The 17,776-nt window shown below is 50.4% G+C and carries 14 protein-coding genes; 13 read left to right on the forward strand and 1 reads right to left on the reverse strand.

The window, feature by feature from the left end; genetic code table 11:
* The first annotated feature begins 83 nt into the window (after positions 1 to 83).
* The 11 genes from AAC022_RS21595 (at position 84) to AAC022_RS21645 (ending at position 13,868) form a co-directional block, all read left to right on the forward strand.
* Positions 84 to 464, forward strand: coding sequence for a cupin domain-containing protein (locus AAC022_RS21595; RefSeq protein WP_339734339.1), 381 nt, complete (start codon positions 84 to 86; stop codon positions 462 to 464).
* A 229-nt stretch (positions 465 to 693) separates the two neighbouring features.
* Entirely contained in the window at positions 694 to 1,692 is a 999-nt protein-coding gene (locus AAC022_RS21600) for a DUF1559 domain-containing protein (RefSeq protein ID WP_339734341.1), read from the forward strand.
* A 97-nt stretch (positions 1,693 to 1,789) separates the two neighbouring features.
* Positions 1,790 to 2,233, forward strand: a complete 444-nt coding sequence (locus AAC022_RS21605) for a carboxypeptidase-like regulatory domain-containing protein (protein ID WP_339734343.1) — start codon at positions 1,790 to 1,792, stop codon at positions 2,231 to 2,233.
* Positions 2,234 to 2,391: 158 nt separating this feature from the next.
* Positions 2,392 to 4,515, forward strand: a complete 2,124-nt coding sequence (locus AAC022_RS21610; protein WP_339734345.1) for a LamG-like jellyroll fold domain-containing protein — start codon at positions 2,392 to 2,394, stop codon at positions 4,513 to 4,515.
* Positions 4,516 to 4,796: 281 nt separating this feature from the next.
* The gene (locus tag AAC022_RS21615; protein WP_339734347.1) at positions 4,797 to 6,944 is read left to right on the forward strand and encodes a tetratricopeptide repeat protein; all 2,148 of its coding nucleotides are present in this window, start codon (positions 4,797 to 4,799) and stop codon (positions 6,942 to 6,944) included.
* Positions 6,941 to 8,110: a multiheme c-type cytochrome gene (locus AAC022_RS21620; RefSeq protein WP_339734349.1), complete on the forward strand. Its 1,170-nt coding sequence runs from the start codon at positions 6,941 to 6,943 to the stop codon at positions 8,108 to 8,110. The genes AAC022_RS21615 and AAC022_RS21620 overlap by 4 nt, the downstream gene beginning before the upstream one ends.
* Before the next feature lie 563 nt (positions 8,111 to 8,673).
* A complete protein-coding gene (locus tag AAC022_RS21625) occupies positions 8,674 to 9,843 on the forward strand; it encodes an ABC transporter permease (RefSeq protein ID WP_339734351.1) in 1,170 nt (389 codons plus the stop codon).
* A gap of 52 nt (positions 9,844 to 9,895) precedes the next feature.
* On the forward strand, positions 9,896 to 10,441 hold the full coding sequence (locus tag AAC022_RS21630) for a hypothetical protein (protein ID WP_339734353.1): 546 nt from the start codon (positions 9,896 to 9,898) through the stop codon (positions 10,439 to 10,441).
* 3 nt (positions 10,442 to 10,444) lie between these two features.
* Complete coding sequence (locus tag AAC022_RS21635; protein ID WP_339734355.1) at positions 10,445 to 11,998, forward strand: efflux RND transporter periplasmic adaptor subunit; 1,554 nt, start codon at positions 10,445 to 10,447, stop codon at positions 11,996 to 11,998.
* A gap of 2 nt (positions 11,999 to 12,000) precedes the next feature.
* Entirely contained in the window at positions 12,001 to 12,732 is a 732-nt protein-coding gene (locus tag AAC022_RS21640) for an ABC transporter ATP-binding protein (RefSeq protein ID WP_339734357.1), read from the forward strand.
* Positions 12,729 to 13,868, forward strand: a complete 1,140-nt coding sequence (locus tag AAC022_RS21645; RefSeq protein WP_339734359.1) for an ABC transporter permease — start codon at positions 12,729 to 12,731, stop codon at positions 13,866 to 13,868. Before AAC022_RS21640 ends, AAC022_RS21645 begins: the two co-directional genes overlap by 4 nt.
* A 98-nt stretch (positions 13,869 to 13,966) precedes the next feature.
* Here the strand turns inward: AAC022_RS21645 and AAC022_RS21650 are convergent, their stop codons facing one another.
* The gene (locus tag AAC022_RS21650) at positions 13,967 to 15,412 is read right to left on the reverse strand and encodes a DUF1501 domain-containing protein (RefSeq protein ID WP_339734361.1); all 1,446 of its coding nucleotides are present in this window, start codon (positions 15,410 to 15,412) and stop codon (positions 13,967 to 13,969) included.
* A 464-nt stretch (positions 15,413 to 15,876) separates the two neighbouring features.
* Here AAC022_RS21650 and AAC022_RS21655 point away from each other — a divergent pair, with 464 nt between their 5' ends.
* Both AAC022_RS21655 and AAC022_RS21660 read left to right on the forward strand, forming a co-directional pair.
* Complete coding sequence (locus AAC022_RS21655; RefSeq protein WP_339734363.1) at positions 15,877 to 16,164, forward strand: hypothetical protein; 288 nt, start codon at positions 15,877 to 15,879, stop codon at positions 16,162 to 16,164.
* A 236-nt stretch (positions 16,165 to 16,400) separates the two neighbouring features.
* On the forward strand, positions 16,401 to 17,747 hold the full coding sequence (locus AAC022_RS21660) for a DUF1501 domain-containing protein (RefSeq protein WP_339734365.1): 1,347 nt from the start codon (positions 16,401 to 16,403) through the stop codon (positions 17,745 to 17,747).
* The last annotated feature ends 29 nt before the right edge of the window (positions 17,748 to 17,776 follow it).

Genomic DNA, 17,776 nt, shown 5'->3' on the forward strand with positions numbered 1-17,776 from the left:
TTGTCCTGTCATAATCCATTTTCAACACAAATCAAAATGCATAATCCACAAAGATCATGCTCTGTATAAAAGGAACCCGCAAGATGGATCATATCACCCGCCCGAAAGAGGAAGACGAATACTTCTTCGAAGAAGGTTGCTTCATCCTTGAAATGTCCCACCCTGATGTGGACCCGGAAGTTTCCCTCGCGCGTGCCCGCGTGGAACCCGGCAAGAAAACCCGCTTTCATCGACTCAAAGGCACATTTGAACGCTATATCATGCTCTCGGGCACCGGACTCGTCGAAGTCGGCGACTATCCACCAACTGAAGTCTATCCCGGCGATGTCGTACGCATTCCCCCCGACACAGACCAAAGCATCACCAATATCGGCGAGGACGACCTGGTCTTTTTTGTGGCCTGTAATCCGCACTTCCTGAAGTCGGTCTACATCGATTCCGAAGACCTGCGCAAGCAATCCTGAGAATCGTGCTCTTTATTCCAACGCTTGTCCACAGACTGGTTTCCATGCAAGAAATAACCATACTCCTGATAAAACAGTTTTTTCTCAGGCCCGACCATTACTTTATTAAATTAACTTACTTGCTTTCCCTCCCAAATATGTAATAAAATGACTCTTAGCAGTCAAGTAGCTTCTTTAACCCACAGCCCCACTCTTTCCATACTGCCCATACTTCATTATAGGTAATTTCATGCGAGTTCATCCTCTGCGCGGTACGCGCACATCCGGATTTACGTTAATCGAACTTCTAGTCGTGATTGCCATCATCGCGATTCTGATTGCCCTATTATTGCCTGCTGTTCAACAGGCCCGGGAGGCAGCGCGTCGCAGCCAGTGCAAAAATAACATGAAGCAAATCGGGCTCGCCTTGCACAATTATCACGATGTCTATACCAAATTCCCGATCGGATCACGCTCCCCCAATGATCAGCCCAACAACTGGCGTTTTGCATTATTGCCCTACATGGATCAGGCCAACATCTATGAGTTAACCAAAACTCGACCGGGCAGCGACGTTGATTTTTGGGAAGGGGGAGGCGGTACCTATAACGGCGACACCCTGCACTTCAAAGATAAAATTATCACTCCCATTTTTATGTGTCCGTCCAGTGCATCTATCCCGTTTGAATATGCCAACAACGAATTAGGACAGGGATCGCAGGGGCATCAATATGTTGGCATCATGGGCGCTTACCCCGATCCGGCAGGACGCCCAAACGTGTTTTATGAAACACAGTACAATAGCTTTGCTTCTAACACAGGCTGCCTGCTGATTAACGAGTGTCGCGGGATGAGAGATATTACCGACGGATCGTCCAATACCATCATAGTGGGTGAGCAATCACGCAGTTCAACGGGCACACCGAAACTGATGCAGTCGATCTATACATCAGGCTGGGCCGGCACCAGTAACACAGGCACAGTCACACAATGGATCGCCGCGGGCCCGATGTTGCACCGGTTTGGTACGGGGGTCACTTCGGTGTATCATAATCCAAATCCGACTTCGACTGGTGCAGAAGCCAATGCCAAATGGGACTGGAATACACCACTGACTTCTCATCACACTGGTGGCGTACATGTCCTGCTGGGAGATGGCGCCACTCGCTTTCTCAGTGATAACGCAGACCTGCAAATAATTCAGCGACTCTGTGTCCGCGATGATGGCCAGACCATTGGTGAATGGTAAACCGAAAACCTGATTTGTCTGCCTGCTAAAATATCTTATCCCGTGATGCGATCCGACTCGACTTTGATCGCGAACGATTTTTTACCGGAATCCTCAAATGCATTTCTATAAATTCGATCAATTGAATTTCATCGCTTGTCTGCTCTTCATGACTGCTTTACTTGTGGGCTGTAGTGGGGAAGCCGACTCCCGCCCTGCAGTGGAAATCAAAGGCACCATAACTTTGGATGGTGCCCCTTTGCAGCAAGCCAGCATTCAGTTCACTTCTCCCAAAACCGGGGAAAGTGCGTATGCGAATCTCGACGCTGACGGGAACTATTCAATTTCATTCCCCAAGGCTGATATTGGCGCGGAATACGAAATCAGCGTCACCCCCCCGGTCGTGGAAGAAGAAAACGCCATGGCCTTGGCAGAAATACCAAAAGAAAAAACTGCTACCAAAATTCCTGCCAAGTATTCCAACCGTTCGACCAGTGGCTTAAAAACAATCATTAAACAAGCGGGGAGCAACGAAGCCGATTTTGAACTGAAAAGTAAATAACCTGTGCATCAGGATTTCGCAGGATTTTACTTTTCACGCCATTTAATTAAGAATACTAACTATCATGATTTCACTCTGATTCACTGAGAGTTATACTTAAAAGAACGGTGTTCATTTTCAAAACCACAGCTGATTAAAAGCCTAAAGGATCTGCTCACATGAAACCAACGTTCGCCCCCCTCCTGCTCGCCGCCCTGGCATTGTTCATTCCCACGCAGGTTTTTGCTGAACTTCAGGCTGGTGCTGTCATCGTTGATGTCACCCCCACCAAGTTCCCCGTACTCGTTAATGGCAGCATGGTCAGCCGCAGCGTGAGTACGGTCAAAACTAAAGTCAACGCACGCGCTATCGTTGTCGCAGACGGCGAAGAGCGCCTTGCCATCGTCGTTGTGGATAGTTGCATGCTGCCGCGTCCACTTTTGGATGAAGTCAAAACACTAACCGCCCAACGGACCAAAATCCCCGCAGACCATATTCTAATTTCAGCCACTCATGCGCACTCGGCTCCTTCCAGTCTGGCCTGCCTGGGCACGAACGCTGATCCCGAATATGTCCCTTTTCTCCGCGGTAAACTGGTCGATGCCATTGTCGCCGCCGAAGCCAATCTGGAACCGGCTCAAGTCGGCTGGGGATCAGAAAACGCCGCCGACTATACCGCACTCAGACGCTGGATCCTGCGTCCCGACCGGTTGAGAAACGATCCTTTCGGCAACCCAACCGTCCGCGCGACAATGCACGCCGGGACCAACTGGGACAATGCCGTTGGTGAATCGGGACCGGAAGACCCCGAACTATCGCTGATCTCATTCCGTGCCAAAAATGGGCGACCGATTGCTCTACTGGCCAATTTTTCCATGCACTACTTCGGTGATGGTGCGCTGAGTGCCGACTACTTCGGATTGTACTGTAACGGCCTCCAGGAGCAGCTGGGAAAGAAAGTCGAAAAGGACGCCCCTCGCTTCGTCGCCATCATGTCACATGGCTGTAGTGGTGACATTTACCGTCGCGATTACACCAAACCCAAAGACCAATGGGCCATTACCGACGATATCAATAAATATGCTCAAGGCCTGATCAAAATCACCATGCAGGCTTACAAAAACATCAATTATTTACAGGACGCCGACATCGAAATGGCGGAAAACCGCCTGCACTTGAACTATCGCGTGCCGAATAAACAACTCCTGGAATGGTCACAACGCATTGTAAAGGAACTAGGCGACCGGCTCCCGAAGACGACTGAAGAAATCTATGCCCGCGAGCAGGTCATCCTGCACGAGCGTCAGTCAACGGAAATCGTCACACAGGCACTCCGCATCGGCGACATCGCTATCACAACCACCCCCAACGAAACGTATGCCTTGACCGGTTTAAAACTGAAACGGCAAAGCCCGCTGGCCAAAACCATGGTCATCGAACTCGCCAACGGCGGCGATGGTTATATCCCACCTCCCGAGCAGCATTTACTGGGCGGTTATAACACCTGGGCTGCTCGCTCTGCGGGTCTCGAAGTCTTAGCCGAACCGCGCATTGTGGAATCCGACCTCGAACTACTAGAGAAAGTCAGCAACCAACGGCGAAAATTTTATCAACAGAGCCGTGGACCCGCTGCGGAAGCGATCCTCTCCTTGAAGCCATCTGCTTACTGGCGACTGGACGAGTTCAACGGTCCTCGCGCCCGTGACTCATCCGGCAATCAACGAGACGCAATCTATGAACCCGCCATTGCCTACTTCCTGGAAGGACCTGAGTCGAAGTCATTCTGTAAAGCTGACGAAACCAACCGGGCCGTCCATTTTGCCGGCAATCGCCTGCAGGCACGCATCAATGATCTGAAAGACCACTATTCCATCTCCCTCTGGATCTGGAACGGGATGCCGCTGGACGCTCGCGAAATCAGTGGCTGGATGGTTTCCCAAGGCCCCAATCATGGACTCGCCGCTTACGGCGATCACTTGGGACTCGGCGGAACCCAATTTCCCGGCAAGCTCGTATTCATGAACGGCAGCGACCGCAAACTCCACGCCGGCCAGACTGCCGTGAAACGCTGGACCTGGAATCAGGTGACTCTGGTCCGCGATGCAGAAACAGTGAAAGTCTATCTGAATGGCAAACCCGAAATTGAATTGAAATCGGCTCCCGGTGTACCAGGACCGATACTCGACCAACTCTTTTTCGGCGGACGGACAGATAATCAATCCAACTGGGAAGGACGCCTGGACGAAATCGCCGTGTTTGATCGTGCCTTGACGCCTGCAGAAGTCAAAACACTGGCCAAATAATTCGCCCCTGATATTCGTTAGAAACAGTATCTTCCGAGCCCGATCGTGAATTCGATCGGGCTTTTTCTGTTTGATGCCCGAAATCCGTCACACAGGGAAAACGGGGTACGTATGAGAGTCGCTTATGCCTCATCAATTGCATTTTCTCGGCAGGGAGCACAAAACATCCGTATTCATCACTCTCAGCCAACTATATAATGGCATGAATACACGTCTTTCTGTTCGATTTTGATAAACTCACATTTCGTTCTGCCTGTTTTTGATTCACAGTACAGCGCCGCATGACTGAACCAGACTTAACGACCACTGATAAAAAACTGCGCAGAGTATTGCTATTCATACTCACAGCCAGCTTTGTACTGACGCCAGTTGCCACCCCGGATGTCTGGTGGCAGTTGAGCCGCGGTCACGTTGTCGTATCTTATCTCGCACCTCCCGGCCCCATTTTAACAGCCGGCACTCCGCTTAACGAAGCTGACTGGCTGGGCGGCCTCCCATTTTATCTCTCATTCCAATTGGCAGGTTTTTCGGGACTGATGCTGTTGAAATGCACCGCCGTTGGTCTGCTCTTATTTCTGTTCCTGAAACGCTTCGAGGATTCACTAAACTGGCTGGCGTTTTTCATTGTGGTGTTGATCTTAGTGACAGGCAATTCCGCCTGGCAACCAACGCCACGCCTGCTCGACTGCTGGTTCTTGTTTCTCACCTGGTTCATTACTGCACGCTGGTGCCGAGAACCTAGTGCCAAAACGATGGTCCCCATCTTGCTCGTACTCGCACTCTGGGCCAACAGTTCGCCGCTTTGCCTGTTGGGAATCGCGGTCGTCGCACTGGCTCCTCTACTGCCCGGTTTCCAGTCAGAAAATAAACGGCCTCTCAAACAGACAACTCTGCTGATTCTATTTTCGCTCCTGGCGCTGATGCTCACTCCCCGTGGCTGGTTCACTCCCTATGATTCGTTCCTCCAATTGTTCCCCGGCCTGTTTTATCACCGGGATCTTTTAGCGCTGACCGTCTGGCACCCCACATTTCTCAATGGCACCAGCATCGAAGTCATCGGGCTGTCAATCCTGTCGGTCGTCACGGCTCTGTTTCTCATCTGTAAATCCACTTCCTGGATAGAAACAATCGCCTTTCTAGCCTTCGCTATCCCCGCCTGGACCAATTATGACAGTCTGGCTCCTTGTGCGATTGGCATAGCCCTCGTACTCTCACAGACCATGGTCGCCCATCAATTCCAACTTCCCTTTGCAAAATGGAAACAGGCGATTTCGCCGGCCTTCGGACGCTATTTATTGATTCTGGGAATCCTGATCTTAAGCTGGAAGTCGGCCGCCGGGAGTTTACCCGGTCAATCACAGCGTCTTGGTTGGGGAATCGCCCCCGAGCTGGATATTACATTATTGAATCAGACGATTGGCCCTATCAACTACGAAGGCACAGCACACAGCATGGGTATCGCTCCCACTGGCATGCTGTGCTGGATCAAAGCCGATCACAAAATCCAACCGGTCAGAACACTCCGACAAGCCCTTTTACAGGGACTTCTATTCGAAGAACTTTCCTTGAACGAAGAGCTGTCGAATGATTGGATATTCCAACACCCCCGTGCCGATGGGAGCTGGGGCGGCTGGTGGATTCGCTTAAAAAACAGAAATTGCCAATTATTGCTGGTCCCGAATGGAGACGAAAAAACGATTCGTGCCCTGTTCGACAGTCGCTGGCAACCGATGTCCGTAGATGCCTCGGTGATTCCGTATGGCTGGTCCGGCGATATCCTCAGTACTCCCAAAATTGTGGAGCTGTTACGCGCCAAAGATTTCCTGAACCGTGATCAATGGACCTATTCGCTCCCCTCTCCCTCTGGAACTCCGGAATGCTCTGACTGGTGGGGAATTCTGAGCGGCACATCCAATTTGAAACCGGCGATACTACAGGCAAAAACGTTTCGTGGCATGAAACTCTATATAGCCGCACTACGCGTACTGCACCCATTACTGCAACATGATCCTTCGCCACAGGTCATTCATGAATTTCAACTCTGTCAGAAAGAACTAGCCTATCAGGAAAAGCTGGAAATGGGGCAGCGCAGACCCAGTTTCATCAGATCATTTTCCTTGATCCAACTCGCAGGAAAAACCGAGGGAGATTTTGCTCACACAGGTCCGGTGCTCAATGGACTGGAAGAACCGATTCGCACATCAGACTCATTAGAACGTGCCATCCTAAAGTATATACAAGGGGATTGGGAAACGGCTCTCAAAATTTTATCAGACAATAATAGTGAAACTTTATATGCGAAAGCACAGATCCTGTTGGAATCCGGTGATCCCAGCGGCGCTGCAGAAACGTTTCGTGAACTGATTCAACTTTATCCCAAAGATCAACTGGTAGTCCCCAGTCAACGCATGTTGGATTCAATTCCATGAGCCAGAAATATCCTTTTATACCAGCACTGCTGATCCTGCTCCTGGCCTTCGCGTCAGGCACAGCCTGGTATCTGTACGGCTCGCAAGGAAACATTTCGTTTGTTCCCAAAGTCCGTTCTTCCGAACAACCTGTCAAAATGAAACAGTGTTGTGAGTGCCACGAAAAAGTCTGCCATCAGTTTTCCGGAGCACCGCACCTCAGAACACTCAGAAAAGCCACTGATTCTGACGTACTGGAGAAATTTGCTGGTAAAGAAATCACACTCAAAGAGAATGGACTCACCTACCGTTTTTATGCAGAGGACGATGCGCTCTGGGTCAAGTGCGACAGCTATCCAAGCCCCGTACGGATCGAGTGGGTCTTCGGCTCCGGCCTGCACGCGATGACTCCCGTCTCTCTATTCCCCAATGAAGCGGGAGAGTCAGTATTGCTGCAACACATTGTTTCCTGGTATCCCCCGGGAAAACTGGGGGTCACGCTCGGACTTCAGAATCTGGCGCACAACAAAACAGGCATTCAAACACTGGGCGAAGTCAGCTCGCATGCGAAAACGATGAACTGTTTTGGCTGCCACACATCCTACCTCGGCGATGTTCCAGGTGAAATTGATCAAAGCCAGATGATCACCGGCATCTCTTGTGCCCGCTGCCACCTGAACGGTGAAGAACACATCAAAGCCGTCGAACGGGGGGATAAAGATTTACACATTCTTAACTGGAATCAACTGACCCCACTCAAATCGATCAATCGCTGCGGCGAATGCCATCGACGCTCCGATCAGCTCGAATCGGATGAAATTCACCCGGATAATGATCTCTTGATTCGGTTCGCCCCGGTCGGCATGTCGCAAAGCCCCTGCTTTCTAAAACAGTCTGAAGTAAAACTGGCAGACGGAAAACCAGCCCGCTTTGACTGCACCACTTGCCACAATCCCCATCAGCAGGCCAGCAGGGACCCGGAAGTCTATCGAAAGGTCTGCCTGAACTGTCACAGTGATCTGAAAGACCACGCGCCCGTTTGTTCAAAAGAATCAATGCAAAGCCAATGTTTGCAATGTCATATGCCCCCCGTAGAAGTCCACGATAACCTCTCATTCACCGATCACTGGATTCGCATTCGCGAGCACGATAAAGAACGCTTTCCAGAATTTCAGTTGAACAAATAATAAAATGATGTTGTCAAACGCGTCTGCATGCTCTACGATAAAGTATCTACATTTTTATCGAGGTATCACGTGATTGGTAAAGTACTCACACTACTGTTAACACTTTTGATTCTTGCCTGCCCGTTTAATTGCATGCAGAGTAGTGCAGAAGTTACCGACACTGCCGTACAAAGTTGCTGTAGCCATTGTCAGTCCCGATCATCAGAAAACCCTCTGACTCCAGAGCCTTCTCCGTCGAATTGTTGCCAGTGCTTCTGCTCGGGCGCGATTATGGAAAACACAAACCAGCTCGAACAGACAAATCTCGACGTACTTTGGTTTGTGATTTCCCTTCAGGATGCAACATTTCAACCAATCAGCACTAACCTTCAGACTGGCATCGTTCTCCTAGATGTCGTGCCACCCTCCGGTCGCGCACTGCGCTGTCTGCAGATGTCGTTTCAGTGCTGATTCTTTTCTGAGTTTTCGACTCTCGAATTTCACTTGATTTCCGTTTCGATTCAGGCTGCGCGTAGGATAATTGCTTTATTCCACGCTGACCTGAAACCTCAGAATGCTATTCTATGCTCTGGTTTTCATTAATTCCCTGGGAATACGGCGTGCGCAATCTATTTCGGCGTCCGACCCGTACCCTGCTCACCCTGACTGGCTTGACGACAGTCATTGTGCTGGTGTTTGTCGTGATCGGTTTCATTCGCGGCCTGGAACACTCGCTGACCGTCAGCGGAGATCCGCAGGTGGCGCTCCTGTTCTCTTTGGGGATGGGAGAAAATCTGGAATACTCATCCATCCCCATGCGATCCAATGAACTGGTTTCCGCCAGTGTGGCCGGCATTAAAAGCTTTCATGAACGAAAATATGTTTCACCTGAACTCTATCTGGGAACGCAGATTGAAATTCCCGGTCAATCAGAAACCGCCATGGGGTTGGTACGTGGCGTAACACAGTCAGTACTATTAGTACGAAGACAGGTAGAACTGGAATCCGGAAACTGGCCTGGACCGGGTGAGATTATCGTAGGGCAACTCGTGGATACGAAACTCGGACTGTCCTCACAACAATTATCTGTCGGCAGTGAGCTAAACCTCGAAGGCAGAAACTGGCGCATCAGTGGGATTTTTTCTGCCGCTGGTTCTGCTTTTGAATCTGAAATCTGGTGCCGCCTGGATGAATTGCAACAGGCGATGAAACGGCAGGATTTGAGTCTCGTTGCCGTGACACTGAATTCCCCCTCTGACTACCCAGACTTGAACCTGTTCTGTAAAGAACGACTCGACCTCGAACTACAGTCAATTCAAGAAGTCGAATATTATCAGAGTCTCAAAAAAGATTACGGCCCGATTCGGATGCTGGCCTGGCTCGTCGTCTTTTTAGTTTCCGGCGCAGGAGTCTTTGCAGGTTTGAATACACTCTACGGTGCCGTCGTGGGTAGAACGAGAGAACTCTCAACCCTGCAGACACTCGGTTTTTTACGACGCGCCATTATGATCAGCTTAATCCAGGAAGGACTTCTGTTGTCAACCGCGGCCAGCCTGATCGCAGCGTTGATCGCGATCTTCCTGATTAATGGAGTTTCAGTACGGTTTACAATGGGAGCCTTCACGCTTCAGATCGACAGCATCTCACTGTTGATTGGTTGTAGTGTCGGAATCCTACTGGGGTTTCTGGGAGCCATACCCCCTGCTCTGCGGGCGCTCCGATTACCAATTATCGATGGATTAAAATCAGTTTAACAACCGCTCGAATCTTGTTTTTGAGCAAACATTTTAAAAAAGGATTGAAAGTATGAAACAGTTATTCTCTCACAGTTTGTTAATCACAATGGCAGCTTGTCTTTTCGCCGGCTGTGGAAATTCACCCCCTGCTCCAGAAGGCACAAGTACGACTGAAACAACAACGACTGCCCCAGCGGTAACCTCGAAAGTATTACTCACCAGCGAACCAGCGGGCGCCAAAGAGGTCATCGACGCCCGAAAGTCGGCACAAAATGACGAAGAAGTGGTTCTCGTTGGTCGTATCGGCGGCAGCGAAAATCCCTGGGTCGACGGTCGCGCGGTCTTTTCCATTGTTGATAATTCCTTAAAGGCCTGTAGCGATATTCCCGGCGATGGTTGCGCAAAGCCTTGGGATTATTGCTGCGAAACCGACAAGCTCCCTACAGCGATGGCGCTCATCAAAGTCGTTGATGACAAGGGAACGCTCATTAATGAAGACGCACGCAAACTGCTCAACCTGAAAGAACTGCAAACCGTCGTCGTCAAAGGCAAAGCCCAGCGGGATGATGCCGGCAACCTGACTGTATTTGCTAATGGTATTTTTGTACGGAACTAAGATATGTCTCAAGTCGATTTATCACAATTAGCCATTGATCGCAGTGCGCCCTCGTTAGTTCGAGGGCACACGCGACTGCGGTTGATCACGCGCTATCTCCTGCCGGGAACACTGCTGGTTGGTTTCCTGGGATTAATATTCTGGGTCTCACACGATCTGATCTTTCCTCCCAAACCAGTCACCGTCATACCGGTGATTGTCACACAATCGACAAGTCGTAACGCCGGTACGCCGCTTTTTCAGGCAGCCGGCTGGGTCGAACCGCGGCCTACTCCGATTCGCGTCGCAGCGCTCGCACAGGGGGTTGTGGAACAACTTCTGGTCGTGGAAGACCAGTTTGTCAAGCAGGGAGAACCGATCGCCTTACTAGTCAAAGCAGATTCCGAACTGACTCTGAAACACACCATCGCCAGTATGAAGCTGCGAGAAGCAGAATTAAATCAGGCCCAGGCGACATTAAAAGCTTCCCAAATTCGTCTCGACCAACCCGTTCATCGGGAAGCGGTTTTAAGATCGGCTGAAGCAGAACGGGCCAAAATTGAAACCGAGTTAAAAAATTTACCATTCATGGTCAGACGCGCCAAAGCAGAACTGAACTTCGCCATAAATGACTATAATCGTAGGGTTTTAGCAAAGGCAGCGGTAACGAAACGCACCATCGATGAATCACTCACCGAGCTGGAATCAGCGCGCGCCGCCCATGAAGAGCTGGAGGGCCGCAAAACCTCTCTCGTAGCAGAACAAAGAGCATTAAAGGCCCGTACTGATGCACTCCAGAAAGAATTCGAGCTACTCACTGAAGAAATACAGGCAAGGGATGAGAACGCTGCCAAAGTTCAGGCTGCCGCTGCACGACTCGAACAGGCACGGGTCGCGGTTGAAGAAACCAAACTAGCTTTGGATCGCATGACGATCCGCGCCCCAGTCGCAGGTCGCATTTATCGACTGATTGGACATCCCGGCTCCAGCGTGGGAAATATGATGACACAAATGATTGGCCATGATGGCAGAACGATCGTCACCATGTATCGCCCGGAAATGTTACAGATCCGCGTTGATGTTCGTTTTGAGGACATTCCCAAAGTCAGCCTGAACCAGCCCGTGCAAATTAATAATCCCGCGCTAAGTGAACCAGTAACCGGCAAAGTGCTTTATATCAGCTCCGAAGCAGACATTCAGAAAAACACGTTGCAGGTCAAAGTCGAAATCGTAAACCCCTCTCCTCTGCTCAAGCCCGAAATGCTGGTCGACGTCACATTCCTGGCCCCTGAAATCCAGGAAGAAACATCGAAAACAAATGCAGAAACGCACATTTATGTCCCCCGTAAAATGTTGGAACAATCAGAAACAGGCCAGACGTTTGTCTGGATCGCTGATCAATCAAAACAAATCGCCCGGCGTCAGCTGATAGAAATCAGTCAAAAAACGCAAGGCCCGCTGGTGGAAGTCACCAAAGGATTAAACCCGACTAGTCATCTGATCTCTTCGTCTACCGCAGAACTTAAACCCGGCGAACGCATTAAAATCACTGGTGAATCCGATCAGGAAGGAAACTAAGCATGCCACTTGTCATCATCAACAACCTGACCAAGCAATACCATAAAGGGGGCGAGACCATCACGCCCCTCGATCAGGTTTCGCTGGAGATTGAACAGGGCGAATTTCTGTCGTTAATGGGCGCCAGTGGAACAGGAAAATCAACGCTCTTGAACCTGATTGCCAGTATTGACCACCCCGACTCCGGTTCGATCATTGTCGATGGAATTGAAATCACGGCACTTTCCCGCTCAAAACTGGCACGCTGGCGGGCGGCGAATATGGGCTACATCTTTCAGACTCACAACCTGGTCCCCGTGCTCACCGCTTACGAAAATATTGAACTTCCGTTATTACTGTTGCCCATGTCCCGCGCCGAACGAAAAAAACGTGTCGAGGTAGCGCTGCAGGCAGTTGATCTACTCGATCGGGCCGATCACTATCCGCGGCAGATGTCAGGGGGACAGGAACAACGTGTCGGCATCGCCCGAGCCATTGTCAAACACCCGAAAATTGTCGTCGCCGATGAACCGACGGGAGACCTGGACCCGGAAACATCGGAACAAATTCTGAATTTGCTGCAAAGACTCAATCGAGAGTTAGACATTACGATGTTGATGGTCACCCATGACTCTGAGGCAGCTCAGATCGCAGACCGACAGTTCTATCTCGATCACGGGAAACTGGTTCTGGTGAGTCACGATAATCCGAAAGCACTCGCAACCACCGGCCCCCACAGTGAGGAACAATTATGAAGTTGGCTGGTTACATCCTGAAAACACTCTGGGGACACCGTGCTCGTACGATGCTCACTGTCGCTGGCTCAGCAGTCGCACTGTTTGTGTTCTGCTTCATTCAATCCATTCAGGAAGGGATGAATGATTTGAAACAGCGTCAGGATGCCCGCGGTTCATTAATCGTGTTTCAAGCCAATAAATTCTGCCCCGCCACCAGCCATCTGCCTCAGGACTACGATCAACAGATTTCGAAGTTTTCAGGGGTGAAAGATGTCGTACCGATCCAGGTCTTTACGAACAATTGTCGCGCAAGTCTGGATATCGTTGTGTTCTATGGTGTCCCCCCGAAGAAGCTACGCACCGCACGGGATTTTGAATTTGTCACTGGCAACTGGACCGAGTTTGAAAATCATCAGGATGCCGCCATCGTCGGACAGGCCGTCGCGGCCCGACGCGGCATTAACGTCGGCGATAAGTTTTCTATCGGTGACCTCTCCGTCAATGTCGCCGGCATTTACAAAAGTGATAACCCGGCCGAAGAGAATTATATCTACAGTCACCTGGATTTTTTACAGCGCCGCCAGGGCACTAATCTGGTAGGAACGGTCACACAACTGGAAGTCATCCTGCAACCAGGCACTGACCCCATTACTACCAGTGCCGCCATCGATGAACGCTTTCGTGGCGGTCCCGTTGAAACCAACACCCGCGCCAAAGGGGTCTTCCAGGCCAAAAGTCTCGGTGACTTATCTCAGTTGATTGAAATGGCCCACTATCTGGGATTGGCCTGTGTCGGTCTGGTGCTGGCACTCGTCGCTACCACAACACTAATGTCCGTCGAAGACCGCATTCAGGAACACGCCGTGCTGCGGACAATCGGCTTTTCGGGATTCAAAGTTTTTGGGCTGGTGCTCGCAGAAAGCACTCTCTTAAGTTTCGCGGGAGGCCTGCTGGGAGTGGGAACCGCTTTGATCACCCTCAAGCTCAGCAGTCTTTCTGTAGGAGCCGAAGCGGTCACCGTCGCCTTTATCCCCTCTCTGCATCTCGCAGGGGTCGGTATGCTGCTGGCGCTTGGTACGGGGATTTGTGCGGGAGTCGTTCCCGCCTGTTATGCGTCACGTGCTGAAATCGTCCCCGCTCTCAGACACATTTAGCCTGTGTCCAGGTTTACTGTAGCGTTCCCAAGGCCATTTGGACCAAGTATAATAGAACCAAAGATGTTATGGTTGAAAATGATGCGCTCTAGAAACGACTATGTGAGTCCCGGAATTGGCTCCCCTTCGTAGATAAAATGCGGCCGGTCGACGTCGTCGTGCCAGTACATGGTTTTCGGCAAGCCTAAGGCACGGTAGATCGTTGCAGCGAAGTTTTCCGGCTTCTGTGGTTGATCGATGGGGAATCCGCCAATTTTATCCGTCTTGCCAACGACGCGGCCTCCTTTGATGCCACCGCCAGCCAGGAATACAGATTGCGCAGCGCCCCAATGGTCGCGGCCCGGATGAGCATACACCTTTGCGAGTTGAGAAATCTTGGGAGTCCGACCAAACTCACTGCACATTACAACGAGGGTGTCTTTAAGCTGACCACTTTCTGCTAAATCATCCAGCAGCGCGGAAACTGCCCGATCCGTGGGAGGCATTAAATTGTCTTTGAGATGCGGGAACATATTTCCGTGCGTGTCCCACGATTCATTATTCCCCAGATTGACCTGTACCAGATTCACCCCCGTTTGAATCAGACGCCGCGCCATCAGCAACGACCAGCCAAACGAGTTTTTACCGTAACGTTCCTGGATCTTGTCATCCGCATGCGTGACATCCATCGCATAATGGACTTTCTCATCATTCAGCAGAGAAATCGCCGCGCTGCGATAGCGATCAAAGCTTTCGACCTGCCCCGCATTGTCGAGTATTCTGCGCTGTTTTCCCAGCTCATTCAGTAAGCTGATCCGATTATTCATACGTCCTTGTGTCATACCCTGCGAGAGTTTCAGATGCGGCGTTTGAAATAAACGCTTATCAGCTCCACCGCGCCTCTGGTGATCGAAATCGTACTGCGGAAACGCACCATACGATTTACTATTGAACGGAGATGCTTCAATGAACCAGGGATCACGATTCGATCCCATCCTGCCGGCGAATTGACCGGGGATCACGCGACCGGAATTATGCACGATTTTATCAGGCAACACGATTGCTGGCGGCAAATTAGTACGGGCACGAATGACATCGCCGGCAATGGCGGCAATCGATGGATGGTCGGTACTCATCGGACGGCTCGGGTTGAATCCGACAGGAACTTCCGAACGCCCGGTCAACATGATGTGATGCCCCATCGAATGCTCGTTCGAACCATGCGTCAATGAGCGACATAGAGACCAGAGGTGACTTCGCTGCGCTAACATCGGTAGATGTTCTGAAATCTGTAACCCTGGAATTTTTGTCGCAATCGGATTGAATTCGCCTCGAATCTCATCACTAGCATTTGGTTTCATGTCGAAACTCTCGTGCTGTGACAGGCCCCCCGACAGAAATATAAAGATACAGGATTTCGCTGTCTGGTGTTTTGGGGGAGCGGCTGCTTCGACACGTAACGCATCCAGATGGTTGATTCCCAATCCGAGCAGACCGATAGAACCAACTTCGAGAGCCGTACGACGAGAAATATTGGGATGGCTGGAAGGGTTATAAGCAGGCATCACGACTCTCCTGAATCCAAGAGATGATTTTGAAGCGCAAGAGGATATCTTAATATACTTTACAATGCATCAATATAATCTAATACGTCGGTGAGGAAAAGTCCAATCGAAAGGATCTATTCGATCACTTCTATTTTTTTCGTACCTTGCAGCCAGTCTACACAACCTGTTTTGAAAATTCGCTCTGTTTTACGGCATAGCAACAGATCGATCTGGAATCAAAAAACTCGACTCATATTTTGATTGACGAACGACGATATTGCTTATATGCTTTGCTCTGCTGATTCCCTCCCCATTCACCAGGTGGTGGCCGCGTGTGGCTCGCTGAAAGTAGTCACTTTTAAAATATCATTGTGCTGTTTCTTCTTAAGACCTGTATTGGAATCCGGGTCTAACTCTCAAGGATGATTGTGGGCGTTTTGCTGCGTCCCAACTGCGCACTCTGATGCGCACAGGAGAAATCAATGAACCAGTATCTAACCAAACGTCAACAACAAATTCTTGATTATATTACGCGCCAGATTGATCACACCGGCATCGCCCCTTCAGCGCAAGAGATTGCGACGGAATTCGAGATCCCTTCACTATTCAGAGTCACGCGTTATCTAAATGGACTTGAAGGCAAAGGCTGGATCGTCTGCAACTCAAATCAGGCAGGTGGAATCACCCTCATGGAAAATGTCCGCCATTATCGGCTCTCCGTTTGTGGTGATGTCGAAGAAGATCGCGTAGCCTTCAAGAAACGAATTTAAAACGAGCCCCGCTCTACTGAAATAGAGAGACCAGGGTTCTTAGTTCCCACCTCTTTCAAGTTGATCAAATGACTTGGAAAAGGTGTTTTTCTAACCACGAAGAATTTCTTAATTTTCTTTGTCTTTCTGCCGATTATTCTATCCACACACAACACATTAGATTACTCTTATGTGATCGATTCATTGTTGATCCCCCGCGCTAACGATCAATCATATTCATCGGAAAGCAGAAATTGATGCTCAGGCTAGAAGATCAAACCATTCGATTATGTGACCGGATGCCACGACGCTCTTTTATGCAGATTGGTGGCCTGGCAATGGGAGGTCTTTCGCTCCCTCAGATCCTTCGTGCACAGGAACAGAGCGGGAAGAAATCATCGCATAAAGCCGTCATCATGATCTTCCTCGCAGGCGGACCGCCGCATCAGGATATGTTTGACCTGAAACCAAATGCGCCTGATGAAATCCGTGGCGAATTCAAGCCGATCAATACAAACGTGCCGGGAATTCAAATCAGTGAACTAATGCCGCGTGTGGCCAGTATGATGGATAAGTTTTCCATCATTCGTTCTCTAGTGGGCGCGGAAGGCCGCCACGATTCCTTTGAATGTTGCACCGGCCATCATTTCCGCAGTGCGCAACCACAGGGAGGCTGGCCTGCACTGGGTTCGGCTCTCTCCAAAGTCAAAGGCCCCGTAAACCCAACGGTTCCAGCTTACATCGATTTGTCGCATACCATGGCGCACAATCCCTGGAACATAAAAGGCTCTGGTTTTCTGGGATTGGAACATGCCCCATTTCGCCCCGATGGTCGCGTCATGGAAAATATGACTCTCAATTCTATTTCCAACACCCGGTTAAATGAACGCGCCAGTCTATTAAACGACCTGGACCGCTTTCGCAGAGTCTCTGAGACACGCCTCACAGATGGCACATACGACGGTTACACGAAACAGGCACTAGAAGTTCTCTCTTCTTCCCGACTGGTGGAAGCACTTGACCTGGAACAAGAAGATCCGAAAGTCCGTGCGCGTTATGGGAAAGACAGCCCCAAAGTTTTAAGCTACACACTTGATAAAGGCTATCAGGCGATTATGTCCCGGTTCCTGTTAGCACGTCGCGCTGTGGAAGCAGGTGCCCGCTGTGTGACTTGTAGCTTCGCCCACTTTGACTGGCACGGCAATAATTTTGGTCATGCCCGAAAAGTCGTTCCTCTGCTCGATCAGGGTGTCGCCGCGCTGGTGGAGGACCTGCACGAACGAGGCATGGACAAAGACGTCACAGTCCTGGTCTGGGGGGAATTTGGAAGAACTCCCAAGATCAATAAAAATGCTGGCCGCGATCATTGGCCGCGCGTGCATGCCGCACTCATGGCAGGTGGAGGTATGAAAACCGGACAAGTCATTGGTTCCACCAACCGACTGGGCGAAGAAGCCGTCGACCGCCCCGTACATATGCAAGAAGTATTTGCCACTCTGTATCACAATCTGGGTATCGACACGGCGTCCACAACCATCGAAGACAATAACGGTCGCCCCCAATACCTGATCGACCAACAAACCCCTATTCGCGAACTAGTTTGATCGTCGATAGCGATTCGCTTATTTAGAGA

The sequence above is a fragment of the uncultured Gimesia sp. genome (genome assembly GCF_963976445.1).
GTDB lineage: Bacteria > Planctomycetota > Planctomycetia > Planctomycetales > Planctomycetaceae > Gimesia.